The following is a 25876-nucleotide window of genomic DNA, read 5'->3' on the forward strand; positions in this document are numbered from 1 at the left end:
TCCATTGTTGGAACTATTATGATCGAGCCATGCTGACAAATCTGAGGAAAGTTGGACTAAAGATTCCGTTCTTGGGTTAACTCTACAGGTAACTTCCCACTGCGAACGTGGATATCTTGTTGGGGGAAGGGAATGGTAATTCCTCGCTCTTGAAATAACTTATAAATTATAAAGTAGAGATCACTTTTAATTTGAAATTGCTTACGAGGTTCAGAAATCCAAGGTAGTAGATTAAATTCAAGAGCACTATCCCCAAAACCTAAAAAGAAAATATTAGGAGGGGGAATAGATAAAACATCTGAGTGTTCATTGGCAGCATCTAGTAGCGTTTGGCGAACTAATTCTACATCTGATCCATAAGCAACCTTTACTGGAATATGAAGGCGAGAAATACCACTGCGATGACTCCAGTTGACAACTTCTTGTTCTAGAAAACGAGAGTTAGGGAGAATAACAGAAACACGATCAATGGTTGTTAACTCGGTACTGCGAACACTAATATTTTCAATCGTTCCCACTAAGCCTCCCACATCGACAAAATCTCCCACTTGAATGGGACGCTCAAAAATTAGCACTAACCCACTAACAAACTCTTTCGCAATCCCTTGAATCCCTAAACCAACACCAACCCCCAAAACCCCTGCAAAGACATTTAAAGAGGTAATATCTAAGCCCCAGAGTTGTAGCAGCACTAAGGTTCCAATGAGAATAAACCCATAGTTAGCGACTACAGCAATGGTTTCTTGAGCCGCTCGACTGAGCCCTGTTATACTAAGAACCCGCATTCGTAAAACTTGTTTAATGCTACGAGCTAGGATAAATAGGGCTGTTAACAGACCAATTAGAATAATTAAATCTAACACTGAGTAAGCATTGTTCCCTAAAGGAAAAATATCAGAAGTTAGACTATAAATGACCGTATCCCGTAGCTGACGGTTGAGGTGACGGGTTTGCGGAAACCGAGTACTGATGTAAATCAGGGTGATCAGAATTAGTAAAAAGCGGAAGAGATTAAGAACAACTTGAAAGGCAATAAAACGGGGATTTGCGATGGTTAAGGGCTGAGTATAGGAACTACCACCAGTAGGAGTAGAATGAGACTCTTGAAGATAAGGATAAATCCAGCGATCGCAGATTACATTAATCCCCCGCAAAAAGAACAGTAAAATAGCAACTGCAAGGAAAGAAAGAAGGGCTGAACGAATTAAAAATTGTTGAGTGCGTTCATATTTGGCTCGCGCGATCGCGCTTTCTAAACTACTTTCCCAAATTCTTGCTTGCTCAATTAAACTGCGTCCTTCGGGAGTATCCTCCGAGGTAACAGAAAGCCAATGTCGTCCATTCAGTTGCAACGTAGGGATAGTTTCAGTGGTACTAACCGTAATGCTAATTGACTCTTCTTGTTCTTCCTGTAACGGTCTAAAAGTGGCTCGTACGACTCCGTTTAAGCTCCGCGTTGCCTCTTGAGCGCGATCTGTTGCACTAAATTGTCCCGATCGCGCCACTTCAAACACCACTCTCCCATCTAGTAACACAGGTGCAGTTTCAGTGATTTGCGCCCAAGCTGGTAAAGCCCAAAGCAACCAACTACAAGCAATTGTACAAATTCCGAGAAAACAAGAGCTTAAAGCACGAACATTCATAATTATAGTTTATTGACCAGATCTGATCGGCAAAGGTGTGGAAGGAGAGGGTTGATTTTTCTCTGCAAGTAACTTAGGTTTTAGATACAGATTTTCAATTAGTGTCGCTGATCCAGCAACCCAAGGAGGAACAATTAACGCCCCTAAAATTCCTAACACCTGTGCGCCGCCAATCACAGCTAAGAGTTGATAAAGGGGATGTAAGCGGACAGTATTTCCCACCAGTAAGGGATCAAGAACATAAGTTTCCACATTTTGAACCACCACAAATAACACTAACACCCATAAAACCGTCCAACCACCATTGGCCGTCGCCACAATGAGGGCTGGAATTGAACCCAGCACTGGGCCAAAAAAGGGAATTAAATTCGTTACCCCCGCGATCGCGCCTAAACCTAAAGCAAACTCAGAAATGCCTAACGCCCTTAAACTAATTGTAATCACAACCCCTAAAATTCCAGACACTAAAACCCGTCCTTGAATATAGCCTCCCATCCGCAAGGCTACAGGATGAATTTGGGCCTCTAAACGAGCATTCCAAGGGCTAGGAAACAAACTAATCAGTCCTTTCAGTAACCGTCGCGATCCCGAAAGCATATAACCTGAGAGAACAACAGATAGAATAACACTAATAAACCCGCCAATAATCCCCCGAGTTACCCCATAAGAACGCACTAATAACTGTTGACTAGAGCGAATCAACCAGCTAGTGAGAGCTTTCGTATCAAAGAGACGATTAATCGGATCCAACTCTTCTGGATCAGTCATTCCTAAGCGTAAAGCAATATCTTGAGCCAATAAGCGCAACGTCTCTAAATAATTGGGAAGTTTCCGAATTAAGCGTTGAATTTGCTCTACAACTGTGGGCCCAATGAGAACTGCTGCCCCTGTTAAGCCACCAATTAGCACCAAATAAACGAGAAGAACCGCTAGAAACCGAGGTAGTCCTAATTTTTCAGCAGCATTGACTGTCGGGGCTAAAGCCGAAGCTAACACCACCGAAATCATGACTACAATAATGAGGCTTTGCAGTTGCCATAATAAAACTCCTAGAAAAAAAAGAGTTGCAGCCACAATTAAAGTAGAATTGGAAATAACAATACGCTGCTGAGACATTGCACCAGTTTTAAAACGACTTTGAATTATAGTTTATCGTGTTGTTTCATTTTTGATCTTAAATTCCATGACCTCAGATCAGGTAAAACTCCCCTCATTTAATGATCCGACTCTCTGGGAAAAAGCCCTAACTCACCGCTCCTACTTTAATGAACATTCAGAAGTGGAAGAAGATAACGAACGGCTAGAATTTCTCGGTGATGCAGTTTTAGGCTTTCTGGTGGGAAAATTATTATATGAAACTTACCCCCAAATGCGAGAAGGAGAACTAACCAAGCTGCGATCGCGCCTTGTCAATAATGAACATCAGCTCGCCGAATTTGCCCTCACCCTCAATTTAAATCAATATATCTACTTGGGAAAAGGCGCAGAAAAAGACGGAACGCGCAATAACCCCGAAGTTCTTAGCGATACCTTAGAAGCCGTTATCGGGGCTTATTTCCTTGACTCAGGATTAGAAGCTGTGGAATCCTTTATTCTCCCTTTTTTCCGTTCCATCGCTGAAACCGTCACCAGTAATGCTGAACTCGACACTAATTATAAAGGGCGACTTCAAGAATGGGCTTTAGCCTATTGGGGAGAAATTCCTCGTTATTACATCATTAAAGAAGAGGGGAAAGATCACGCTAAACAATTTACTGCCGAAGTCCACATTGCTAATCAATGCTATGGCGTTGGCATGGGAGAAACCAAAAAAGCAGCTGAGAAAAAAGCTGCTCAAGTAGCCTTAAAAAAATCCCGATAATTTAGTTTCTGGGAGTTTCATGATCAGAAAAATTCGGCTTAGCTCAAAAAGAGAGACCGAATCCAAAAACGCTACCTGAATTCTATCCATTAAACAATTAGCTGCCAAAAACAGACCGTTAGTCCCAATATGGCTAAATGTTGCGGTAATAATGACCAAAAAGAACGACGCAGAATTTTTTGAGTTAAAGCCACCGCTAGGAGACTACCAACAAATAAACTTGCCCCTTGTAAGAAATCAATTACGGCTGGATGCGCGATCGCGATCGGTAAACTTTCCCCATTCAAGCCAAAAGTGGCAAACATAACAGGTAGTAAACGCCCTCCTTCTCCTAACCCTAAATCTAAATAATGAGCTAAATTCGCCACTAAAACTAAGGGTAAATAGCCATAAGCACTTTCTACAAAAGGACGGGGTTTAATTTGTACTGTCTTTGGTTTCAGCCATGCTGCTAGCTTCTGGGATAACCCCATAATCACTTGCGCCAAAATGGGGATTAAAGCAGGTAAACTTAATACAGCGATTGAGACTCCCCCATGCACCCAAAAGTTCTCTAAATTCCAATTCAGTCCCAACTGCGTTTGAATTTCTGGTAAACGATGGAGAAAGACCACATCTAGAAGTAACAGTAAAAGGGCTACTTCATAGAGACGGGGTTGATGGGTTGTCCATAATTCAATGCCAGGGGGACGCAAATTTACTTCCACTGAACGGTGAGGACAGGCTTTTAAGCAAGTCATACAAAGCACACAATCCCGATTATCTTCAAGCTGTGCAGGATGAGAATATAAAGGACAGCCTGTGGTTTCTTGACCTTCTCCTTTTTCGGGGCCGCCTTTATAACACTGATAAGTAGTACATTCGGCAGAACAAGTTCCCTGTTGCGCCCTCAGTTCCGTCATGGAGAGTTTGGCAAACATCCCATTCATACCGCCAATGGGACACAAATAGCGACACCAAAACCGTCTTTCAAACAGAAGCGAAAAAATAATTGCCCCAGCCGTGATCAGAAGTAGTAAACAAGCAGAAAGATAAGCAGTATTTTGTAAATGCCACAGTTCCTCCCACAGTAAAATTAGGGCAAATAAGCCAAATAAGAACCATCCTCCCCACCGTTCGGCTGATTGACGGGGCCACCGTTTTAATTTTCTGGGAAATAACCACAGGGAGACTTTTTGCGTTAATTCCCCATAGATCATAAAGGGGCAAACGGCACACCATAAGCGTCCCACAAAAGGAAAAGCAATAAGAACCCCTGGCCACCACCATGCCCAAAAGAGATTGAGGGCAAAGTTTTCAGAACGATTTTGCGGTCCTAAAAATAAAATGGCAACGACGAGGGCAAAAGCAGGGAGAACAAACCAGTAATTAAACCGATCTGGATACCAGACACTGCGAAGAAAGCGACGAAGCCTCGGAAAAGTATTAAGTAAGTTTAAGCGCAGTTGCTTTTTCTTATTATAGGAGGGCCAAACAATTTCCTCCGTGAGGGGTTGCCCTTCGGGTAATTGTACGATCGCGCGACGAATTAAATTTTCTAATTCCGTTAAATTATTGGGAAAGTCATACGCCTGTAAGCGACGAATTGTCTCTTGAGGAACTTGCGGTTTTTTCAGTCCTTTTCCCCGACAAATTAAACTAATATAGTATTTAACTTGATCTTCTAAGTCGCCTTTTCTCACTCGTAACGGGGGAACTTTGATCGTTTTTTCCACATAGGGATCGAGTTCTGGAACTGTTCTTTCCGAAATGAGGATAATTCGCGCTTGGGACGTTTTCGGTGGCGGTGGCGGTTCATCGGGACGAGAAACAGGGGTATAAGTGTTATCTTTAAGAAGTTGCGCGATCGCGGGACGCAATTCTTCATCTAATTCTTGAACATTATTTAAGACCAGTGTTCCCTCTCCTAACGCTTCTAGTAATCCAAATTTACCGTTAGCCCGTCCAAATAATTCTGCCCCACTGGTTTGCAAGGTGCTACAATCTACCCTAATAATGGGTTCTCGCCGTTGGGAAGAGCCAAAATGAATCAGCGCAGCCGCATTATCTTTTCCCAGTCCGGGTTCCCCAAAAATCAACACTGATTCCCGAGTTTCCGAGGCTTGTTTGATTTGTTGTCGCAGTCGCACGGCATAACGACTTCTTCCAATAACGCCCCGTCTTGCTTTTGTCACTAAGTAGGGACGTAAAATATAAGCCCGTTCCTGTTCAAAGTTTAATTGTGAAGAGACTAAAGCCAATTCTTGGGCTAATTGTTGGGAGAAAACTTGCGTAATTTCAGGATATTTAGCAATTATGGCGCGCATTTTTGCCGCATTAATAAACCAAAAATGGCATTCACTTTGAGTAATGATAGTTTCCCGTGTTGGCTGATTGAGAACTAACGATTGCAGATTGATAATGCTACCGGGAAGTAAACTTAAATTTGGGGATAGTTTTTGGGGCGTTTGTGGGGTAAATTTTGGTGAAGGCTGGCTTTCTAGTTTTCCTGACTGGACAATATAGAGTCCGAGGGGTTGGGTTTCCGCTTTAACGAGGGTTTGATTTGCCCCAGCAGTGCGTTCTTCTAATAAGGGCGCGATCGCGCTTAAGACATTTTCAGGTAAAATTGTTAATGCAGTGCGTTCCTGCAACCAAGTCACCAACTGGGAAACACTCATGCCCTTTTCTCCGTTTCTCGTTGCTTCATATTTTAAAAGCAACGTTTGAGATTTGGGATTAAGTTTTATGATCGAACCAGTTAATTTTTTAGTGCCTTTAGCCCTTTTAGGGTTAATTGTTTTAGCAGCGATTTTCTTTACATTTCAGTCTCGTTAAAATAATATTGTTATTTGTTATTCGTTATTTGTTATTTGGTTACAAAGGACAAAACGATTAATCTTTTCGATAATGAAAATTAAAACTGCTATAGCAGTATGATCTCATTTGTAAAAAGTAGCTCAACTTACCGATCCCCCCTAACCCCCCTTATTAAGGGGGGAATTAAAGGGGGGATCAAATGCAGGAATTTACAACTGATTTAGGATTGCTATATGAGTAATACTACCTTAGTAACGGAAATTATTGAAGCTAGAAAGACTACTACTGAGCAAGCATTAGAAATTTTTGATCAATTAGAGACCATTAATTTAGAATTCATGCTCGGGAGATGGCAAGGTTATGGAGTACACACCAATCATCCCATGGATGGTTTATTAGAAACCTTTAACTGGTATGGCAAAGAGTTTGTAGATTTTGATCAAGTTCATCCATTATTGTTTCTTAATCGTCAAAATCAACCGATTAAAATTGATCCCAATCCGACATTAATGAATTTATCAGCAAAACTTAATTTTCCCAAAGAAAGCTGGCTAGGAACACTTTTTCGTTGGACACTTCCTTTAGTTAAAACCGAACAATCCAAAGCCAGATTACGGATGATGGAATATCGGGGACAAGTAACTGCAACCATGATGTATGACTACTTACCAATTCATGATCATTTTCGGAGGATAGATGAGAATACCGTGTTAGGATTGATGGATTTTAAGCGGATATCGCAACCCTTCTTTTTTGTCTTGAAGCGAGATTAAAAAAAGCCACTACTGAGAATTAGTGGCTAATTATAGTTCGATTACGGGAAAGCTACAGAGTTTTTATGGCAAGGATTTTAGAAGCGAAAACCAACGCCAGCTTGTACACTGAGGGCTGTTCCTCGACTGTTGTTACGGAAACTATCAGTCCCTAGTTTTAAGTCAGTATAGCCAACAAAGTTGTCTTGTAAGACGCTTTCAAATCCACCATTGATGATAAAGGAGTTTTTGTCACCGAGGGGAGTAAACTCGCCATCACCTCCCACAAAGGAGTATCCTAGACCTGTGTAAACATTAGCGCGATCGCTGACAGCAAAGTCATAAGTTACACTGGGAACAGCAACGACATTATCTCCGTCAAAAAGAAGGGAACCTCGTCCTGAGAAGGGAAGCTGACGGGTAGCCTGGCGAGGAACCATAACTCGACCTTGTAAGTTGCCATCAAATTTGCTTTGATCACTATCATCTCTGAGACCAGTACCAAAACCGACACCACCGCCAACATAGTTGCCACTAAGACCAGTACGTTGCATCTGATTGGAAGTCATCGTTTCTTCTGCGGCTTGGGCAACTCCAGCTGATGCGAAGGTAACTGTAGCAACAAGAGCGGCAAGACCAAGAATTTTGAAAGACATTTGATTTTTCATGAGTGAGGGTCAGGTTAAGATGAAAGAAATTACCTGCCTCCAATGTCTTTATTCTACGAAGAGGAAGCCTAGAGAGTGGGGAAGCAGTGGACTCTTTGGAAGGTGGTCTATAGAAGTGGACAAAACAATTGAGTTTTAATTATGGAGAGAAAAGCCCTAAGGCGCGATCGCGTTTTTTGGGAATGACTATAATAAGTTCTTTTTGCACCGATTAAGATAGATATATGAAGTGTAACTCCCTTGCATAACCTTGATAGAAGCAGAAACTCTGGAACTGTTAGAATGGCAACGTTTAGGTGAACATCTTGCCACCTTTACGAGTACGAAATTGGGCGCACGGGCAGCACGAAATCTCCCAATTCCGCGCGATCGCGACACTAGCTTAATCCTACTGACAGAAACGAAAGAAGTCTATCAGCTAGAACAAGACTTAACCACAGGCTGGAAGTTTGACGGCATTTATGATTTTGGTTCAGCGTTAGAACGTGCTGAATATAAGGGAATTTTACAGGGAGAAACCCTCGTTCAAATTGCTAGTACCCTCATGGCAATGCGACGACTACGACGGGTGATTGATGACTTAGAAGACTCACCCCGTCTCAAGGAATTAATTTCCCAAGTGAGAACTTACCCAGAGTTAGAACAAGAGATTTACCGTTGTCTAGATGAGAAAGGAAAAGTCACTGAACGGGCTAGCCCAAAATTAGGAGAAATTCGGCAGAAAATTAAAGAACGGCGCGATCGCGCTTATCAAAAGCTACAAAACATTATCCAACGTCAAGGCGCAGCGGTGCAAGAACCCGTAATTACTCAACGTAGCGAGCGTTTTGTGATTCCTGTGAAAGCAGGACAAAAAGAAGCAATTCCAGGTATTGTCCATGATAGCTCTAGTACAGGGGCAACCCTCTATATTGAACCCCATTCCGTGGTGGAATTAGGCAACCAACAACGTCAGTATATCCGACAAGAACAACGAGAAGAGGAACGGATTTTACAAGCGTTAACCGAACAAGTCGGAGAAGTCAAAGACGATTTAGAACTTCTCCTCGCCATTGCTACCAAACTCGATTTAGCCACAGCAAGGGCGCGTTATAGTCTCTGGTTAGAAGCCAACCCCCCACGCTTTGTAGAAGCTAATAGCCAAGATCAAATTACGCTGCGTCGTTTACGCCATCCCCTCTTAGTGTGGCAACAACACCATGAACAAGCAACTCCTGTGGTTCCCATTGATGTGCAAATTAATCCTGAAACTCGGGTAGTGGCAATTACAGGGCCCAATACAGGGGGAAAAACTGTCGCCCTAAAAACGGTGGGGTTAGCGGCGTTAATGGCAAAAGTCGGGTTATTTATTCCTGCTAAAGAACCTGTAGAAATTCCTTGGTTTGAACAAGTTTTAGCTGATATTGGGGATGAACAGTCCCTTGAACAGAGTCTTTCTACCTTTTCTGGGCATATTCAGCGCATTACCCGCATTATTGATGCAATTAAAACCCAAGACGAGGAAGAAATTCAAACCGCTTTAGTCTTATTAGATGAAGTGGGCGCAGGCACTGATCCCGCAGAAGGAAGCGCGATCGCGATCGCGTTATTACAGTATTTAGCCGCGAAAGTCCGTCTCACCATTGCCACCACTCACTATGGAGAATTAAAAGCCCTAAAATACCAAGATGAGCGGTTTGAGAATGCCTCCGTAGAATTTGATGAAAAAACCCTTTCTCCTACTTATCGGCTGTTATGGGGCATTCCTGGACGTTCTAACGCCCTAACTGTAGCAAGTCGTCTCGGATTAGAGTCAGAGATTCTTGATCTAGCAAAAGATCGCATGGCTGGCGGTTCTGAAGATGTCAATCAAATCATTGCTGGGTTAGAAAAACAACGACGAGAACAAGAAGAAAAAGCCAAAGAAGCCCGTCAACTGGTAGAACAAGCAGAGAAATTTTATCAAGAGGTTTCTAATCGCGCCCAAGCCTTAGAAGCCAGAGAAGGAGACTTAAAACGTTCCCAAGAAGAAGCCGTCAATCAAGCCGTCAAAGAAGCCAAACAAGAAATTGCCCAAGTGATCAAACAATTACAACAGGGGGAAAAAACGGGACAAGCGGCTCAAAAAGCCACAAAAACGGTTAATGACATCGCTTCCCGTCATCTTCCTAAAACAGAACCACCGCAACCAAAACCTAATTACCAACCGCAGGTGGGAGAAAAAGTCAGGCTGCCAAAATTTGATCAAACAGGAGAAGTCTTAACCCCCCCCAATGCAGAGGGAAAACTAACCATTCGATTAGGCATGATGAAAATGACCGTCTCTTTAGCTGATATTGAATCCTTAGACGGAAGAAAGCCCGAAGTACCGCAAAAACAGCAAAAAGCCACCACTCCTAAAAAGACAAAAAATGAAGCCCCCACGGTTCGCACTGAAAGCAATACTCTCGATATTCGCGGTTATCGAGTTTCACCAGCAGAAAGTCAATTAGAAAATGCCATTCGCTCTCAAAATGGGGGCGCATTATGGATTGTTCATGGCAAAGGAACAGGAAAACTGCGTCAAGGAGTCCATGAATTTCTGAAACAACACCCCCAAGTGGAACGATTTGAACTCGCGCCACAAAATGAAGGGGGAAATGGCGTTACCATTGCTTATTTGAATTGAAACGCACATTTGCATAATTGGCTTAAATTCTAAATACAAGCAAAGGAATTGGGATGAATACTTAACCCAATTAACTGTTCATTTCATTTAAAACCAAGAAATGATATCGTATTCAAGCCGCTCTAAGTTACTATACATTCAGAAACTGTCTTCAATCTAAGGTTGACCAAATGAACAATCCTTCTCTTCGTCAAGAAGTTCGTTACGAACCAGCAACAGTAATCCCCTTAAAGCAAGATACCTCCCTCATAGACTGGCTAAAAGCCAATAATCGCATAATGGAGGAAAACGTAGAAAGTGAAAACGAGAAATACCTCGAAGAAGAAGATATTGACCAATTAATGGGAGAAGATTATCGCGGGAGTAATGATCTAATTGATGATAGTGATGTCGGTTAATTTTGCCAAAGCATAACCAACTATTAAGAAATTGGGATACTCCCACAATCGCCTGCACAATAGATAGGCGAAAAATAGTAATAGTCATGTAAGCCTAAAGAATCGGAGACAATAGCGAAGATGAAGCCAATTCGTACATTTAATGTTTCGCCTTCCCTTCCCCCAAAGTTAGAGCCATTAAAAAAGCTCGCTTATAATATCCATTGGGATTGGGATATCGAAGCTAAGGACCTCTTTCGACGGTTAGACAGTCAATTATGGGAATCTTGTCGCCATAACCCTGTTGCCCTATTAGGAAATATTAGTCAAGTAAGACTAGCAGAAGTTTGCGAAGATGAGGGCTTTTTAGCCCAAATGAATCGGTCAGTACAACAATTAGAGCGTTACCTTGAAGAGCGACATTGGTTCCAGAAAAACCGCAAGCACCCTTCTCAACAAGAATGCTATGCCTATTTTTGTGCTGAGTATGGTTTAACTGATTGTCTTCCGCTTTATTCTGGAGGGCTAGGTGTTCTCGCAGGTGATCATCTCAAGTCTGCCAGCGATCTCGGATTACCGTTAATTGCTGTTGGTTTACTTTATCAAGAAGGGTATTTTTCTCAATACTTGAATGCTGATGGGTGGCAACAAGAAAGCTATCCCATTAATGACTTCAGTAATATGCCCCTTCACTTAGAACGTAAAGCCGATGGGTCAGAATTACGAGTGGAAGTAGATTACCCTGGGCGAACGGTTTATGCTCGGGTTTGGCGCATTGATGTTGGTCTGGTACGCCTCTATCTGCTAGATACCAATATTGAACCCAATTCTGAGTATGACCACAATATTACAGACCGCTTGTATGGTGGCGATTTAGATATGCGGATTCACCAAGAGATGATGCTTGGCATTGGTGGTTTCCGTGCGCTCAAAGCCCTTGGTTATACGCCAACAGTCTTTCACCTCAATGAAGGACACAGTGCATTTTTAGTATTGGAACGGATGCGTCGCTTAATTGAGGATGATGGTCTCAGCTTTGATGAGGCAAAACAGGTGGTACAAGCAAGCCAAATGTTTACCACCCATACTCCTGTCTCGGCAGGGTTTGATATGTTTAATCCTGACCAAACCATGTACTATGTCGGTCATTATGCAGACATCTTTGGTTTATCTCGGGAAGAATTTTTAGCTATGGGGCGTGAGAATACTGGCGATTTATCCTCTCCCTTTAGTATGGCAGCGTTAGCCCTGCGAACTAGCTCTTTTCTCAATGGGGTGAGTAAGCTTCATGGAGAAGTGTCTCGGGATATGTTTAAGGGGATGTGGAAAGGACTCCCTGTAGAGGAAGTTCCCATTACCTCCATTACCAATGGCACTCATGCCCGTAGTGTTGTCGCTAAATCGACTCAACAACTTTATGACCGCTATTTGGGGCCAAATTGGTCAGATAAAGGCCCGGATGATCCCCTCTGGGAAAAAGTTAATTCCATTCCCGATGATGAGCTATGGCGCAATCATGAACGTGCTCGTGCCGATATGGTAGTGATGGTGCGCGATTGGTTAGGGAAAAAGTTAAGTCAACGTGGCGCTTCCCAAGCAGAATTAGATAAAGCCAAGGAAGTCCTTGATCCTGATGTTTTAACCATTGGTTTTGCTCGCCGTTTTGCTACATATAAACGGGCAACTCTTTTCCTACGGGACTTAGATCGCATTAAGAAAATTATTATGGGCAATCCTAATCGCCGCTTACAGTTTGTGATTGCTGGGAAAGCCCACCCGAAGGATATGCCAGGGAAAGAGTTAATTCGACAGCTGATCCATACTGCTCGTGAAGAAGGAATTGAAGATTATTTGGTCTTTGTTCCTGATTATGATACTCATGTGGCTCGTGCTATGGTTTCAGGCTGTGATATTTGGCTCAATACCCCGCGCCGTCCCCGTGAAGCCTCAGGAACGTCTGGCATGAAGGCAGCAATGAATGGATTGCCGAATCTCAGCATTCTTGATGGTTGGTGGGATGAAGCTGATTACACCGCAACTGGCTGGGCAATTGGTCAAGGAGAAATTTATGAAGACCAAGAGTATCAAGATGAAGTGGAAGCCAATGCCTTTTATGATCTCTTAGAACAAGAAATTCTGCCTCTGTTCTATAACCGCGATGCCAATGGCGTTCCCCGTGGCTGGGTGCAGAAGATGAAAAATGCTATTCGTCTGAATACACCACAGTTTAATTCGTCGCGGATGTTGCGCGATTACAGTCTCCGTGGTTATTTTCCAGCCAGCGATCGCTATTTCGCAATGAAGGAAAATAATTATGCCAATGCGAAGGATGTGGCGCAGTGGAAGAAAGAAGTATTTGAACGTTGGTACGATATCACCATTAAAAGTATTGATCTTTCTGACGATAAGGACATCGTTGTTCAAGAGGAAATTGATGTTAAGGCAGTAGTTGATTTAGCTGGCTTAAAACCTGATGATGTCAGTGTAGAGTTGTACCACGGAAAATTAGATAGTGATGGTGAAATTACTAATGCTAAAGTACTTCCGATGGAACACACTGGGAAAACTTCCGATGCGGGAACGATTTATCAAGGTTCAGTAGCTTATGAGTCTAGTGGCTTGCAAGGCTTATCCTTACGAGTGTTACCCAAAAACCCATACATGGCTCATCCTCATGAGTTAGGGTTAATTCTGTGGGCGAACCAAGAGTAATCTTTAAGAAAAATCTGTACATTTTCTCCCATCAAATCAAAGAAAAATCCTGATGGGAGATTTTTTTGTGATTGGTGTCTGTGTTAGTTTCAAGATTAGCCTTAACTTTTTCGTGGGTCGTGATCAGCGTACATTGCTTTAGCAATTAGAAGTGAGTATTTCACGGGATTACTAAAACAGGACAAGGGGAGAGATTAATGACGCGATTACTAACACTTTCATCGGCTTCTTCTTCTATTAAACCCACTCCCCGACAGCCCATAACAATCAGATCAGCGTTCATTTCATCGGCAACATCACAGATAATAAAGGCTGGACGACCTTCTCGTTCAAGGGTTTCTGGGCTAATGCTTTGCTCAGTAAACAGAGATTTAACTTGTTCTAGCAGTTCATTGACCGATTCTTGAGAGGTCATTTTTCTGGGATCGGGTTTTTCTTCGCTTTGGGGTTCAACCACTGAGAGTAATACTAATTGACTATTAAAGTTTTTAACTAGGTTGGTAACGGTTCCTACCGCCTCTTGGGTTTCGCGGCTGCGATCAATGGGAAAGAGAATGGTCTTAAACATGATAGACAATCCTTATCAGGACAGAATTTTCTAAAACTAAGCTAACATCAGAATTGACAATTAATCTCTTCTCATTCATGATTTGTTAATTGTTCGGTTTATTGAGGGGTTCATGGCAGTTACTATCGCCCAACTTCAGAAGTGGAAACAACAACAACGTCGAATTACCGTTCTTACGGCTTGGGATTACGCGATCGCGCAAATTTTAGATGAAGCGGGATCGGATGTTATTCTGGTGGGCGATTCCCTTGCTATGACGGCGTTAGGACATCAAACGACTCTGCCTCTAAGTTTAGAAGCTATGCTTCACCATGCGGCTGCGGTGAAACGAGGGGTTAAACGGGCTTTAGTGGTGTGTGATTTACCATTTTTAACCTATCAAGAAAGCTCACAACAGGCAATTCAAAGTGCAGGACGGGTTTTAAAGGAAACAGGAGTGCAAGCGGTAAAATTAGAGGGAGGAAATGACGCGATCGCGCAAACTGTGGCAACTCTCACTCGCATTGGCATTCCCGTTATGGGACATATTGGCTTAACTCCCCAATCTGTGCATCATCTTGGCTATCGTCAACAGGGAACCACTTCCGAAACAGCAAAACAAATTTATCAAGAAGCCCTCAATCTCAGTGAAGCGGGAGCTTTTTCTATTGTTCTCGAACATATTCCTAGTGATTTAGCACATGAAATTACGGCTAATATCCCAATTCCTACTATTGGCATTGGAGCCGGAAAATATTGTGATGGACAAGTTTTAGTAACTGCGGACTTATTAGGGTTAACCCCGAAGCAACCCCCCTTTGCTAAGCCTTATACTAACTTACGAGACATCATTACTACTGCAACTCAAAACTATATTGCTGACGTTAAAAACCAAAACTTTCCACCATGACGCTCGTTTCTCTTCCTGAACTAATTACTGGGGCAAAACAAGGAAAAGTGGTCAGTTTCCCCACGGATACTGTTTACGCCTTAGCGGTTTCTCCAGAAAACGCCCAAAACATTTTCCAACTGAAACAACGAGAAGCAAAAAAACCCTTAATTTTAATGGGGGCTTCTTCTCAACAATTATGGCGTTATGTACAGGGAAATGACAGAGAATTTCAAATCTGGCAGGCTGTGGCAAATCACTATTTTCCGGGTGCATTAACGTTAGTTTTACCCAGTTCTTCAGAAGTGCCAAGAACAGTTAACCCTGAAACCCCTGATAGTATTGGGATTCGTGTTCCCAACAGCGCGATCGCGCTCTCTATTTTTGAACAAACAGGGGTGCTTGCTACCACCAGTGCCAATCGTTCTGGAGAACCCCCTCTAACCTCCCCAGAAGCTATTAATGAGAGGTTTCCAGAAGTATTAGTTTTAGCTGATGAAGCAGCAGAAACTCCCAATAGTTTGCCCTCAACTGTTGTCAAATGGATGGGAGAGAGTTGGACAATCCTCCGTCAGGGGAATCTTCCCTTTGATTCAGGGGTTATTAATATTTCACGATGAAAGTTAAGATTCTTCCTGTTCGGTTGGTTCCTCTTCTTCGTCATCCACAGGCGGAACTAAAGCCACTGCCGCGATCGCGTCATCTTGGGCTAAATTCTGAACTTGTACCCCTTTGGCTTGACGAGACTGACGAGGAATGGCACTTAGGCTTTGGCGAAGAATAATCCCACGATTCGTAACTAACATCAACTCTTCTCCCTCATGAACTACTTTTAAGGCAGCTAAACAGTCTTTTTTACGGAACTTAGTGGCACTTAATCCTTTGCCAGCACGATTTTGTAATCGGAATTGGGTAATGGGAACTCGCTTTCCGTAACCCCCTTTCGTAATCGCTAATACCCAGAGAGTTTCTTCCTCGTCTTTGTCAGCAATAACTTCCTCTTCTACCACCTCTTCTTCCTTGGCTTCCTCCTTCATTTCAGCAATCACTTGCGCTGGAAGAATATCCATACTGATTAATTCATCATCAGGCTTCAGTTTCATGGCTTTAACGCCACGGGTAGCCCGTCCGAGAGGTCGTAATTGCTCATGGCTAGCGCGAAAATGAATCGCCATCCCCTGTTGTGAGCCAATAATAATACTATCACTTTGTTTAGCAAGTCGTACCCAGCGCAGTTGATCATCTTCTGCTAAGGAAATGGCAATTAACCCATTAGTGCGAATATTGCTAAATGCTGAGAGAGAGGTTTTCTTAATATACCCCTGTCGCGTCAGCATAATCAGATAATCTTCTTCGGTAAATTCTTGTACTGATAAGACTGTGGTGATCTTTTCTTCTTGGCTAATGGGTAACATTTGTAAGAGAGGCGTTCCTCTAGACGTGCGAGACCCCACTGGTACTTGATAAGCATTGAGGGCATACACCACGCCGCGATCGCTGAAGAATAAGAGATAATCATGATCGCAACAGCTAATAAAATGCTCTACCCCATCATCTTCTTTCATTTTCGCTGCCGATTTCCCGCGAGTGGCGCGATTTTGTGAACCAAAGGTATTAGCGGGCATCCGCTTAATATAGCCCTGTTCCGTGACTAAAATAATTGCTTGTTCGTTGGCAATTAAATCAAGATCAACAATTTCCCCTTCTGAACTTTCAATTTGGGTGCGACGGGGGGTGGCATATTTTTCTTTAATTTGTTCGAGTTCAGTGCGAATGATTTCTTCAATGCGTTCCCGTCGGGCTAAAATATCTTGGTAATCACTAATTTTTGCTAATAAGTCTTCGTGTTCTGCTTGGATTTTTTCCGCTTCTAAGGCAGTGAGTCGTCGCAACTGCATCTGTAAGATGGCATCGGTTTGTCCCTCTGAAAGTCCAAAATGTTCAATGAGGTTGGCTTTAGCTGTGGCGGTATCTGCTGCCCCACGAATAATTTGAATTACCGCTTCAATGTCTTGAAGGGCAATTAATAATCCCTGTAAAATATGATCCCGTTCTTGGGCTTTTCGTAATAAATAAGTGGTGCGACGGGTGATAGTTTCCACCCGAAACTCCACAAACACCTCTAAAAACTTTTTCAAGTTTAAGTGCTGGGGTTCTCCATTCACCAACGCCAGCATATTTGCCCCAAAATTCATCTGTAAGGGGGTTTGCTTATAGAGGTTATTTAAAACTACTCGGGGATAGGCATCTCGTCGTAATTCAATGACAATTCGCATTCCTGTGCGGTCACTTTCATCCCGAATATCAGAAATGCCATCAATTTTTTTCTCATTAACCAGTTCAGCAATTTTTTCAATAATTGAGGCTTTGTTGCTTTGATAGGGAAGTTCAGTGACGACAATGGCTTCTTTTTCCTGTCTCCCCGGTTGCGAAAGGGTTTCAATGTCAGCAACCCCACGCATGGTGATTGAGCCACGCCCTTCTTCATAAGCGGATTTAATCCCATTGCGCCCTAAAATTTGCCCTCCTGTGGGAAAATCAGGTCCTGGGATATACTGCATTAATTCCGTTGTGGTAATCTCAGGATTATTAATAAGCGCGATCGCGCCATCGACTAATTCACCTAAGTTATGTGGGGGAATATTGGTTGCCATTCCCACCGCAATTCCCGATGATCCATTTAACAATAACTGGGGAAGACGGGAGGGAAGAACTAACGGTTCTTGTTGTGACCCATCAAAGTTATCAATAAAATCAACCGTTTCTGACTCAATATCTTGTAAAAGGGCATCAGTTGATAAAGCCTGTAAGCGACATTCTGTGTAACGCATTGCCGCTGGGGGATCATTGTCAATGGAGCCAAAGTTCCCATGCCCATTAATCAGGGGTTCACGCATGGAGAACAATTGCGCCATTCGCACTAAGGCATCATAGACGGCGGTATCCCCATGAGGGTGATATTTCCCTAAGACTTCCCCGACCACCCGAGCGCATTTACGAAAGGGACGATCTGCGGTGAGTCCCAATTCATACATGGCATACAAAATGCGTCTATGGACAGGTTTGAGACCATCTCGCGCATCAGGTAACGCCCGACCAACAATGACGCTCATGGCGTACTCAAGATAACATTGAGACATTTCGTTTCGCAGTTCGGTCGGGATAATCCGCTCTTGGGAAGGGGTCATAAGGTTAGAAAGCTCCGTATCAGAATTCAAGACAAAAAAGGGAAGTTTTTCCCCTTTGTTCTGATCAATACTGTTGATTCATGCAATATACCCTCCCATTATAACTTAAGTGCCTATTAGAGTGCTGATTGCAGCAAGTTTTGGGGGAGTGAATTGGCGCGATCGTCATCTAGGTCTAAAAACTCGAACAAAAAATTCTTGACGATAACGTCTATAAACATCAAAATCTTTATCTAAAGAAGCAATTGCAGGAATATTTAATCTTTCAGAAATAGCAATTAATGATAAATCAGCAAAGTCCCCAGGCAAATCTTGATAAATCGAATTTAGCTCCTGAATTCTTTGATAATCTGAGACAAGCAAATGCTTACACTCAAAAATTCCTTGACTTACAGCTGATAAAAACTCATTTTGAACTTTGATAAAAGGGGCGAGTAACCACATCACTTCAGTTACACAAGCAACCGTTGTTACTAACTGACTTCGACAATCTGAAAAAAAATCAATGGTTTGGCTGTGGTATTTATCTTCTTCATCGTAAAAAGCAATTAACACTCCACTATCAATCAATATATTGGGATAATCATTCTCGATCATACTTCTGTTTCATTTTCTGAGCTATAGTTTTTTTACGAACTTCCCGATCCGATAAATTGCCACCTCCCTTGATCATTTTTTTTGAGACTCCGCCTAAACGTTCTAACACTGTTAACTTTTTCTCCCTTTTTGGTAGTTGGATATTTTTCTCATGATCTGACTCCTTCTCCAATTTTTCTACAAAATATAAAATTGAAGTCAGTTGTTCTTCAGAAAGAGTATTAATCTTTTCAAGTAAGCGATTTTTTATGGTGTTTGTATTCATGGTTATAACTCTTTTAGGATATATATTAAAAACTGCTTCTAAATATTTGTTAGACTTGAAAAACCTTATCGAGGAGGGTTACTAATACCTAGGTAGGTTAGCGTCAACTAAACCCAACCTAGATATTATAGTTAAGAATTAAGCAGCTTCACCGCCGCCTAAACTACCGATAATTTTTAATAGAATTTGCATTCCAGTAATGGCTTGCCAACTAAATAATCCCAACACCCCAACATTGAGAACGATATGAGCATTACGCGCTAAGTCGTTTCCTTTTGTCATCCAAGGGACTAATGCGGCTGAAGTCGCAAAAAGGGCAAGCATTCCTAAGCCTACTAATAGGTGAGGCCCCACAAATAATTTACCATTATTAATGTAGGTAATTGCCATTCCCCCTAAGTTTCCAAAAATTACTAAAGCTAATAAAATTGAACTTAAAGCGTAGTGTTTATCTCTCAGTTTTCCTTTGTCTTTTTTGATATTCTCAGCACTTCCTGTGCGAGCGCGACGATATTGGATGCCTAAATATAGAGTATAAACAGAAAGTGCCAATAAAACCCACATAATTAGGGGATGGGAAAATTGCGACCAAGTTTTTACAGCTTCTGGTAGTTCCATGGTTCTCCTCTATCTCGTTATCTTTCTTAATGGTTGTAACAATTCTTTATTATAATGATATTTCCTCTGACTCACACTATGGAATTTAGAGTCAACCAGCAAGTTAATTTCCCCTTTGTGAGGTAGTGATAGTGCAATTTAACCACGCTATAATTTACTCGTAGTCGTTATGAGTTTGAACAATATGAGTGATAACCAAACTGTAGAAAACCTAGTTATTATTGGATCAGGTCCTGCTGGCTATACTGCTGGACTCTATGCTGGGCGAGCCAACTTAAAACCAGTAATGTTTGAAGGCTTTGAAGCTGGTGGTTCTCCGGGTGGACAATTAATGACAACTAGTGATGTAGAAAACTATCCCGGCTTTCCTGAAGGCATCACTGGCCCCAAACTGATGCAAGAGATGAAAGCGCAAGCCCAACGGTGGGGAACCGAAGTTTATACTGAAGATGTCATTGAAGCTGACTTAACCCAACGCCCCTTTACCATTCGTTCTCAAGAAAGAGAAGTAAAAGCCCATAGTGTCATTATTGCTACTGGGGCAAATGCAAAACGCCTACACCTGCCTAATGAAGATAAATTCTGGAATCAAGGAATTTCTGCTTGTGCCATTTGTGATGGGGCAAACCCAATGTTTAAGGGGAATGATGTAGTGGTTATTGGGGGTGGTGACTCCGCAGCAGAAGAAGCCGCTTATGTGACTAAATACTGTGACCATGTTCATTTATTAGTCCGTCGTGACGAAATGCGGGCAAGTAAAACGCTACAAGATCGAGTTTTAAATCATCCTAAAATTACCATTCATTGGAATACAGAAGCGGTGGATGTTTATGGACAGGAAGGGGGCTTCCTTGAAGGGGTGAAAATTCGCAATCGTCAAACTGGCGAAGAAAGCAATTTACCAGCGCGAGGGTTATTCTATGCTATTGGTCACACCCCGAATACACAATTATTCCAAGGACAATTAGATTTAGATGAAACGGGCTATATTATTACTAAACCAGACTCGGTAGAAACCAATATTGAAGGTGTTTATGCTGCTGGCGATGTGCAAGATCATGAGTTTCGCCAGGCGGTAACAGCGGCTGGAACCGGTTGTCAGGCAGCGATGTTGGCAGAACGGTGGTTATCGGCAAATAACTTAGCTACAGAATATCATCAAGATGAAGATGCGGAAGCTACTGCTACCCGTAGTGAGGACGAAGATAAACCTACCGCAGATACAGAAGAAACCTTTGATATTAATGAAACTCGCCATTATGGGGGTTATGCCCTACGTCGGCTTTTCCATGAAAGCGATCGCGTTTTAGTGGTTAAATATGTTGGCCCCAATTGTGGACTTTGTGCAACTCTGAAACCAATTTTAGATGGGGTAATTGATGAGTACGCCGATAAGGTTCATTTTGTGGAAATTGATATCGCTGATGAACCTGATATTGCGGAAAATGCGATGGTAACGGGAACGCCAACAGTACAATTCTTCCGTAATCAAGAAATTGTGGATCAACTGCGAGGGGTGAAACAAAAAAGCGAATATCGTCAACGTATTGAAGAATATCTCGCAGAAACGGTTAGCGCTAAGTAAGTTATCAAAATTTTGTTGCCTTTTGTAACAAGTTGTGTTGTTTTTCGCCTAAAATACTGCAAAGTAGGGATTGGATAGATTTAAAAGGAGACAATTAATTATGGGCATATCAGAAACACAAGTCTTTGTCGCGTTAGTTATCGCATTACTCCCCGGTATTATGGCATTTCGTCTAGCAACCGAACTGTATAAATAAGTTGAAGGTTTGCCCTAGACATTAATACATCGTAATTCCGCCTATAGTTAGAACCTATAGGTGGTTTTTTGTGACTTCAGCATTATCACCGAGAGGGGAAAATCGGTAATATAGGGCTAAAATCGTTATTTATAGTCTCTATTTACTATTATGCCTACCAAAAATGCTCGCCCAGTTCGTAAAACTTCACATCAGAATCGCAACAACGTTACTTATCGCAGTTTTCCTCGTTATGGTGGCTTAACTCTGGAAATCGGTGCCAAAATTTTAACCAATGCCTTAATTATTGCTGTCGCGATCGCGGCTTTAAATAGACTCCTTCCCCATTATCAAACCCAAAACGCGAGATTAGAGGAGTTAAACAACGAAGTGGAACGAACTCAAGCCCGTGTTGATCGCCTCAATAGCCAGTTTACTCGCAATTTTGATCCCTATCAAAGTCAGGAAATTCGGCAAGAACATACCCATCAAATTAAGCCCAATCAGCGTCGCATTGTTTGGTTAGAACCAGAAACCCAAAATCCTGAATAACCATGAAACCAATCAAAAATAATTCGCCAGTTTTACTGTTAGTGGATGGTCATTCTCTCGCCTTTCGTGCTTACTATGCCTTTGCTAAGGGCCGAGAAGGGGGGTTAAAGGCTTCTGATGGCACTCCTACCAGTATTTGCTTTGGGTTTCTTAAATCCTTATTATTAGTGTTAGAGGCGGAAAAGCCTGAGGCTGTCGCGATCGCGTTTGATTTAGGCTTACCTACCTTTCGTCATGATGCTGATGCAACTTATAAAGCCGATCGCGCTGATACCCCTGATGATTTTATCCCCGACTTAGCCAATTTACAGGAAATTCTTGCTGCCCTCAATTTACAAGTGGTAACAGCAGAAGGCTATGAAGCTGATGATGTACTAGGAACTTTAGCCACTAAGGGGAAAGAACAAGGTTATCTTACTAAAATTGTTAGCGGCGATCGCGATTTATTTCAACTCATTGATGATACGGAACAAATTAGTGTTCTCTATCTTGATAAATCAGTTTTAAAAGGATCAAAAACTATCCAAGAATATCACGTTGAAGAGGTGAAAACCACTTTAAAAATTTCCCCTTCTCAAGTTGTTGATTATAAAGCCCTTTGTGGAGATAAATCAGATAATATTCCTGGAGTAAAAGGCATTGGAGAAAAAACAGCAGTTAAACTCCTTGAAGAATATGGAAGCCTTCACGGGATTTATGAACACCTTAGTGAAATAAAAGGGGCAACGAAAACTAAATTAGAAACTGGAAAAGCTGATGCTGAACATTCTCAGTATCTTGCCCAAATTCAAACAGATATTCCGTTAAATATTACCCTCAGTGAGTGTAAACTTAAAGGTATTAATTTAGCTGAATTAAAACCCTTACTTGCTAAATTAGAACTGAAAAAATTTCTCAGTCAGTTAGACTATTTGCAACAGCAACTGGGTGGTGAGGCTGAAACCGATGAAGAAAACGAAGACGAAAGCCTTGCCTTTTTCACAGCAGAAGAAACCAAACAGCAGCAACAGTCCACGTTAAAAGTTCAACCCGAAATTATTGATAGTTCTGAGAAATTAGAGCAACTAATTACCACCTTAAAACAATATCAAGATAAATCTTATCCTGTCAGTTGGGATACCGAAACCACTGGCTTAAAACCGCGAGATGCGAACTTAGTGGGAATTGGTTGTTGTTGGGGAAAAAACCTAACCGATACTGCTTATATTCCTGTTCAGCATACCGAAGGAACTTGTTTAGACATAACAGAAATTCGAGAGGCACTACGTCCTATTTTAGAAAGTGCAACCTATCCCAAGACATTACAAAATGCAAAATTTGATCGCCTAGTCTTTCGACATTTCGGCATTCAGTTAGCAGGAGTGGTTTTTGACACCATGCTTGCTAGTTATGTCTTACACCCCGAACGCAATCATAACTTAAGTGAATTAGCGGCTAAATATTTACCTGAGTTGACGATCAAAAGTTATCAAGAGTTAGAGATAGCCAAAAATGAAACCATTGCCGACTTAGACATTAAAACCGTTGCTGAATATTGTGGGATGGATGCCTATGTCACTTATCAGTTAACGCTTTTATTAGCCAAGGAATTAGAGGCAATTCCCCCCTTAGATCGGCTTTTAAGAAAAATTGAAATTCCCCTAGAGCCAATTTTAGCCGAAATGGAATACTGGGGGATTAGAATAGATACTGAGTATTTACAAACCTTATCAAATGAAATTAGTAAGCAATTAGAAGCAATTGAAAGCCAAACCTATGAACTAGCTGGTGAAACTTTTAATCTCAACTCTCCCAAGCAGTTGAGTCATATTCTTTTTGAAAAACTGAATTTAAACCGAAAAAAATCCCGAAAAACCAAAACAGGTTACTCCACTAATCATGCGATTTTAGAAAAATTACAGGGAGATCACCCGATTATAGATTTAATTTTAAGTCATCGTACTTTGTCGAAACTCAAATCAACTTATGTGGATGCACTGCCAAATTTAGTTAATCCTGAAACGCAACGCATTTATACAGATTTTAATCAAGCAGTTACCACCACAGGAAGGCTATCTTCTTCTAATCCCAACTTACAAAATATTCCCATCAGAACAGAATTTTCTCGACAAATTCGCCGTGCCTTTCTCCCTAAAAAAGATTGGCTATTAGTCGCAGCCGATTATTCTCAAATTGAACTAAGAATTCTCACTCATTTTAGTCAAGAACCCATTTTATTAGATGCTTATCAAACAGGAAAAGATGTCCACGAAGTGACCGCAAAATTATTATTTGAAAAAGAAGAAATTACAGCCGAAGAAAGACGCTTAGGAAAAACGATTAATTTTGGCGTTATTTATGGCATGGGGGCGCAACGATTTGCTAGAGAAGCGGCAGTTAGTAATCAAAAAGGAAAAGAATTTATTGATAAATATCATTCTCGCTATCCTCAAGTTTTTGCCTATTTAGAAAGACAGAAAAAAAGCGCGATCGCGCTTGGATATGTAGAAACTATTATGAAACGCAGACGATATTTCTATTTTAATGGCACTCCCTTAGAAAAGCTAAAGGGAAGCGATCCTGATAGTATTGATTTAGATAGCTTAAAATTAGGGAGAGAAGAAAGTGAAACCCTCCGCGCTGCTGCCAATGCACCAATCCAAGGATCAAGTGCCGATATTATTAAACTAGCTATGGTAAAACTAGGGGAATTATTAGCCTCTTATCAAAGCCGTTTGCTTTTACAAGTCCATGACGAGTTAGTTTTTGAAATTCATCCTGAAGAATGGGAAGAATTACGCCCGAAAATTAAAACTATAATGGAAGAGACGGTTTCCTTAAAGATTCCCCTAGAAGTGGAAATTAGTGTTGGAAAAAACTGGATGGAGGCTAAATAGGCTTCTATATCTCTAAGGGAGAACTTAAATAGATGGGGCTAAATTGATAGAGTTTCTATTATTCTTCCACTTGCCAACTTTGCGCGATCGCGCCTTCATCCACAATTCGCTTAGGACGTAAAATAAGAATCACTTTCCCCAATAACGCTTGCTCAGGGGCTTGTTCAAACCAACGAATTGCCAATCCTGACTCAGTTTCTACAAGAAAGTAACTGTAGAGATACCACTCCGTATCCGCGCGATCAACCACCACTAAAAAGGGTTCATTGGCAAGGCTATCTGCCTTTGGTAAGTCTTCTCTCTCACAGGGAATCGCCACAGGATCAGCGGCTGCCCAAACGATTTGCCAACCCGGTAGAGCAACACAATCGACATTAGAGGAGATACGAGTGACACTAAATCGTCCTTGAAACTGAGGTTGCTGATAGCTTTGAAATTCAGCAGAAGAAATTTTTAAATTAGGGGCAACAGGAATAATACGGGGCAATTCCTCCTCTTGTTCGAGGCGGTATAACGGTAAAGTGGGTGCTGGCGTTGTCGGGACAACGGTAAAATCGCTCAGAAGGCTCTCAATTTGCTCTCTAGCGGTACTAGAAGCGGCATAACGAAGTCCTTGGGCAATAAGGCGCGATCGCGCTTGTAAGTCCTTTTTTCCTCGGGCTAACTTCCAGTAATGATAGGCAACCGCATCTCCTGCCGCATCCGTAAACCCTTCTGGCAAACGATTCAGATAGGAAAACTCTTTTACGGCTTTGGCAACTTCATGGGCTTCAGGTTGAGTTAAATTCTTTTCTACCGCTAATGTCGCCACTTCCACCCGTTCTTTTGGCGGAAGAATCCGAAACTCATACAGGATATCACTTCCCTTCTGGGTAAAATACGCTTTAACCTTCTCTTCTACCGTCGCCTTAATCAAGCTATCATACACCTGACTAGCGACAATTACTTGATTTTGGTGAACTGGCTCAAATCCCGTTTCCTCAAAAATGGTTTGGGTATTGTACCCCCCTTTTTGTAACTCTTGACAAGACTTTCCCCATTCCACCCAATTTCCTTCTTTTTGTCGCAGTTGTCGCAGTAATTCCGTTGCCCGTTCTTCAGAAAGGGGAGATTGTTCAGACATAA

The 25876-nt window shown here is 41.9% G+C and carries 21 protein-coding genes; 11 read left to right on the forward strand and 10 right to left on the reverse strand.

Annotated elements, in window-relative coordinates; all coding sequences use genetic code 11:
• Window positions 1–56: 56 nt before the first annotated feature.
• Together FRE64_RS07360 and FRE64_RS07365 are read right to left on the reverse strand one after the other, a co-directional pair.
• Entirely contained in the window at window positions 57–1643 is a 1587-nt protein-coding gene (locus tag FRE64_RS07360; protein WP_146295370.1) for a mechanosensitive ion channel family protein, read from the reverse strand.
• Between the two features lie 9 nt (window positions 1644–1652).
• Window positions 1653–2759, reverse strand: a complete 1107-nt coding sequence (locus tag FRE64_RS07365; protein ID WP_146295371.1) for an AI-2E family transporter — start codon at window positions 2757–2759, stop codon at window positions 1653–1655.
• A 67-nt stretch (window positions 2760–2826) separates the two neighbouring features.
• Between FRE64_RS07365 and rnc the strand changes: the two genes are divergently transcribed.
• Window positions 2827–3504: a ribonuclease III gene (rnc, locus tag FRE64_RS07370; RefSeq protein WP_146295372.1), complete on the forward strand. Its 678-nt coding sequence runs from the start codon at window positions 2827–2829 to the stop codon at window positions 3502–3504.
• Window positions 3505–3593: 89 nt separating this feature from the next.
• Here the strand turns inward: rnc and FRE64_RS07375 are convergent, their stop codons facing one another.
• On the reverse strand, window positions 3594–6164 hold the full coding sequence (locus FRE64_RS07375; RefSeq protein WP_146295373.1) for a sigma 54-interacting transcriptional regulator: 2571 nt from the start codon (window positions 6162–6164) through the stop codon (window positions 3594–3596).
• 372 nt (window positions 6165–6536) lie between these two features.
• Between FRE64_RS07375 and FRE64_RS07380 the strand changes: the two genes are divergently transcribed.
• On the forward strand, window positions 6537–7076 hold the full coding sequence (locus tag FRE64_RS07380; protein ID WP_146295374.1) for a DUF4334 domain-containing protein: 540 nt from the start codon (window positions 6537–6539) through the stop codon (window positions 7074–7076).
• A gap of 77 nt (window positions 7077–7153) precedes the next feature.
• Here FRE64_RS07380 and FRE64_RS07385 read toward each other — a convergent pair whose 3' ends face one another.
• Complete coding sequence (locus FRE64_RS07385) at window positions 7154–7711, reverse strand: hypothetical protein (protein ID WP_146295375.1); 558 nt, start codon at window positions 7709–7711, stop codon at window positions 7154–7156.
• 262 nt (window positions 7712–7973) lie between these two features.
• Between FRE64_RS07385 and FRE64_RS07390 the strand changes: the two genes are divergently transcribed.
• From FRE64_RS07390 to glgP, 3 genes are all read left to right on the forward strand, one after another.
• On the forward strand, window positions 7974–10370 hold the full coding sequence (locus tag FRE64_RS07390; protein ID WP_146295376.1) for an endonuclease MutS2: 2397 nt from the start codon (window positions 7974–7976) through the stop codon (window positions 10368–10370).
• A gap of 170 nt (window positions 10371–10540) precedes the next feature.
• Window positions 10541–10768, forward strand: a complete 228-nt coding sequence (locus FRE64_RS07395) for a DUF3134 domain-containing protein (RefSeq protein WP_146295377.1) — start codon at window positions 10541–10543, stop codon at window positions 10766–10768.
• 120 nt (window positions 10769–10888) lie between these two features.
• Window positions 10889–13459 carry an alpha-glucan family phosphorylase gene (gene glgP, locus FRE64_RS07400; protein ID WP_146295378.1) on the forward strand — a complete coding sequence of 857 codons (2571 nt, stop codon included), beginning with the start codon at window positions 10889–10891 and terminating at the stop codon, window positions 13457–13459.
• Window positions 13460–13619: 160 nt separating this feature from the next.
• On the opposite strand, the gene FRE64_RS07405 is transcribed toward glgP, so the two are convergent.
• Entirely contained in the window at window positions 13620–14027 is a 408-nt protein-coding gene (locus FRE64_RS07405) for a universal stress protein (RefSeq protein ID WP_146295379.1), read from the reverse strand.
• A gap of 112 nt (window positions 14028–14139) precedes the next feature.
• Here FRE64_RS07405 and panB point away from each other — a divergent pair, with 112 nt between their 5' ends.
• Both panB and FRE64_RS07415 read left to right on the forward strand, forming a co-directional pair.
• Complete coding sequence (gene panB, locus FRE64_RS07410) at window positions 14140–14916, forward strand: 3-methyl-2-oxobutanoate hydroxymethyltransferase (protein WP_146295380.1); 777 nt, start codon at window positions 14140–14142, stop codon at window positions 14914–14916.
• A complete protein-coding gene (locus tag FRE64_RS07415) occupies window positions 14913–15515 on the forward strand; it encodes an L-threonylcarbamoyladenylate synthase (protein ID WP_146295381.1) in 603 nt (200 codons plus the stop codon). Before panB ends, FRE64_RS07415 begins: the two co-directional genes overlap by 4 nt.
• A gap of 3 nt (window positions 15516–15518) precedes the next feature.
• Here FRE64_RS07415 and gyrA read toward each other — a convergent pair whose 3' ends face one another.
• The 4 genes from gyrA to FRE64_RS07435 form a co-directional block, all read right to left on the reverse strand.
• Window positions 15519–18083: a DNA gyrase subunit A gene (gene gyrA / locus FRE64_RS07420; RefSeq protein WP_146295382.1), complete on the reverse strand. Its 2565-nt coding sequence runs from the start codon at window positions 18081–18083 to the stop codon at window positions 15519–15521.
• 165 nt (window positions 18084–18248) lie between these two features.
• The gene (locus tag FRE64_RS07425) at window positions 18249–18680 is read right to left on the reverse strand and encodes a type II toxin-antitoxin system VapC family toxin (RefSeq protein ID WP_146295383.1); all 432 of its coding nucleotides are present in this window, start codon (window positions 18678–18680) and stop codon (window positions 18249–18251) included.
• Window positions 18667–18945, reverse strand: a complete 279-nt coding sequence (locus FRE64_RS07430) for a hypothetical protein (protein ID WP_146295384.1) — start codon at window positions 18943–18945, stop codon at window positions 18667–18669. Before FRE64_RS07430 ends, FRE64_RS07425 begins: the two co-directional genes overlap by 14 nt.
• A gap of 138 nt (window positions 18946–19083) precedes the next feature.
• Window positions 19084–19563 (reverse strand): DUF4079 domain-containing protein, encoded by a 480-nt coding sequence (locus tag FRE64_RS07435; RefSeq protein ID WP_146295385.1) that lies wholly within the window; start codon window positions 19561–19563, stop codon window positions 19084–19086.
• Window positions 19564–19732: 169 nt separating this feature from the next.
• On the opposite strand from FRE64_RS07435, the gene trxB reads away from it, so the two are divergent.
• From trxB to polA, 4 genes are all read left to right on the forward strand, one after another.
• The gene (trxB, locus tag FRE64_RS07440) at window positions 19733–21148 is read left to right on the forward strand and encodes a thioredoxin-disulfide reductase (RefSeq protein WP_146295386.1); all 1416 of its coding nucleotides are present in this window, start codon (window positions 19733–19735) and stop codon (window positions 21146–21148) included.
• 100 nt (window positions 21149–21248) lie between these two features.
• Window positions 21249–21344 carry a photosystem I reaction center subunit XII gene (psaM, locus tag FRE64_RS07445; protein ID WP_146295387.1) on the forward strand — a complete coding sequence of 32 codons (96 nt, stop codon included), beginning with the start codon at window positions 21249–21251 and terminating at the stop codon, window positions 21342–21344.
• Window positions 21345–21494: 150 nt separating this feature from the next.
• Complete coding sequence (locus FRE64_RS07450; protein ID WP_146295388.1) at window positions 21495–21875, forward strand: slr1601 family putative cell division protein; 381 nt, start codon at window positions 21495–21497, stop codon at window positions 21873–21875.
• Window positions 21876–21877: 2 nt separating this feature from the next.
• Complete coding sequence (gene polA / locus FRE64_RS07455) at window positions 21878–24751, forward strand: DNA polymerase I (RefSeq protein ID WP_146295389.1); 2874 nt, start codon at window positions 21878–21880, stop codon at window positions 24749–24751.
• 58 nt (window positions 24752–24809) lie between these two features.
• On the opposite strand, the gene FRE64_RS07460 is transcribed toward polA, so the two are convergent.
• Entirely contained in the window at window positions 24810–25874 is a 1065-nt protein-coding gene (locus tag FRE64_RS07460; protein ID WP_146295390.1) for a RuBisCO accumulation factor 1, read from the reverse strand.
• Window positions 25875–25876 lie beyond the last annotated feature (2 nt).

Source organism: Euhalothece natronophila Z-M001, assembly GCF_007904085.1.
GTDB classification, from domain to species: domain Bacteria; phylum Cyanobacteriota; class Cyanobacteriia; order Cyanobacteriales; family Rubidibacteraceae; genus Halothece; species Halothece natronophila.

Coding starts and splice junctions, on each gene's coding strand:
- FRE64_RS07415 (WP_146295381.1), top strand. CDS start 14,913: ATGACGCTCGTTTCTCTTCCTGAACTAATTACTGGGGCAAAACAAGGA.
- FRE64_RS07395 (WP_146295377.1), top strand. CDS start 10,541: ATGAACAATCCTTCTCTTCGTCAAGAAGTTCGTTACGAACCAGCAACA.
- panB (WP_146295380.1), top strand. CDS start 14,140: ATGGCAGTTACTATCGCCCAACTTCAGAAGTGGAAACAACAACAACGT.
- FRE64_RS07380 (WP_146295374.1), top strand. CDS start 6,537: ATGAGTAATACTACCTTAGTAACGGAAATTATTGAAGCTAGAAAGACT.
- glgP (WP_146295378.1), top strand. CDS start 10,889: ATGAAGCCAATTCGTACATTTAATGTTTCGCCTTCCCTTCCCCCAAAG.
- FRE64_RS07365 (WP_146295371.1), bottom strand. CDS start 2,759: ATGTCTCAGCAGCGTATTGTTATTTCCAATTCTACTTTAATTGTGGCT.
- gyrA (WP_146295382.1), bottom strand. CDS start 18,083: ATGACCCCTTCCCAAGAGCGGATTATCCCGACCGAACTGCGAAACGAA.
- FRE64_RS07435 (WP_146295385.1), bottom strand. CDS start 19,563: ATGGAACTACCAGAAGCTGTAAAAACTTGGTCGCAATTTTCCCATCCC.
- FRE64_RS07425 (WP_146295383.1), bottom strand. CDS start 18,680: ATGATCGAGAATGATTATCCCAATATATTGATTGATAGTGGAGTGTTA.
- FRE64_RS07385 (WP_146295375.1), bottom strand. CDS start 7,711: ATGTCTTTCAAAATTCTTGGTCTTGCCGCTCTTGTTGCTACAGTTACC.
- FRE64_RS07430 (WP_146295384.1), bottom strand. CDS start 18,945: ATGAATACAAACACCATAAAAAATCGCTTACTTGAAAAGATTAATACT.
- FRE64_RS07375 (WP_146295373.1), bottom strand. CDS start 6,164: ATGAGTGTTTCCCAGTTGGTGACTTGGTTGCAGGAACGCACTGCATTA.
- FRE64_RS07360 (WP_146295370.1), bottom strand. CDS start 1,643: ATGAATGTTCGTGCTTTAAGCTCTTGTTTTCTCGGAATTTGTACAATT.
- rnc (WP_146295372.1), top strand. CDS start 2,827: ATGACCTCAGATCAGGTAAAACTCCCCTCATTTAATGATCCGACTCTC.
- FRE64_RS07460 (WP_146295390.1), bottom strand. CDS start 25,874: ATGTCTGAACAATCTCCCCTTTCTGAAGAACGGGCAACGGAATTACTG.
- trxB (WP_146295386.1), top strand. CDS start 19,733: ATGAGTTTGAACAATATGAGTGATAACCAAACTGTAGAAAACCTAGTT.
- polA (WP_146295389.1), top strand. CDS start 21,878: ATGAAACCAATCAAAAATAATTCGCCAGTTTTACTGTTAGTGGATGGT.
- FRE64_RS07405 (WP_146295379.1), bottom strand. CDS start 14,027: ATGTTTAAGACCATTCTCTTTCCCATTGATCGCAGCCGCGAAACCCAA.
- psaM (WP_146295387.1), top strand. CDS start 21,249: ATGGGCATATCAGAAACACAAGTCTTTGTCGCGTTAGTTATCGCATTA.
- FRE64_RS07450 (WP_146295388.1), top strand. CDS start 21,495: ATGCCTACCAAAAATGCTCGCCCAGTTCGTAAAACTTCACATCAGAAT.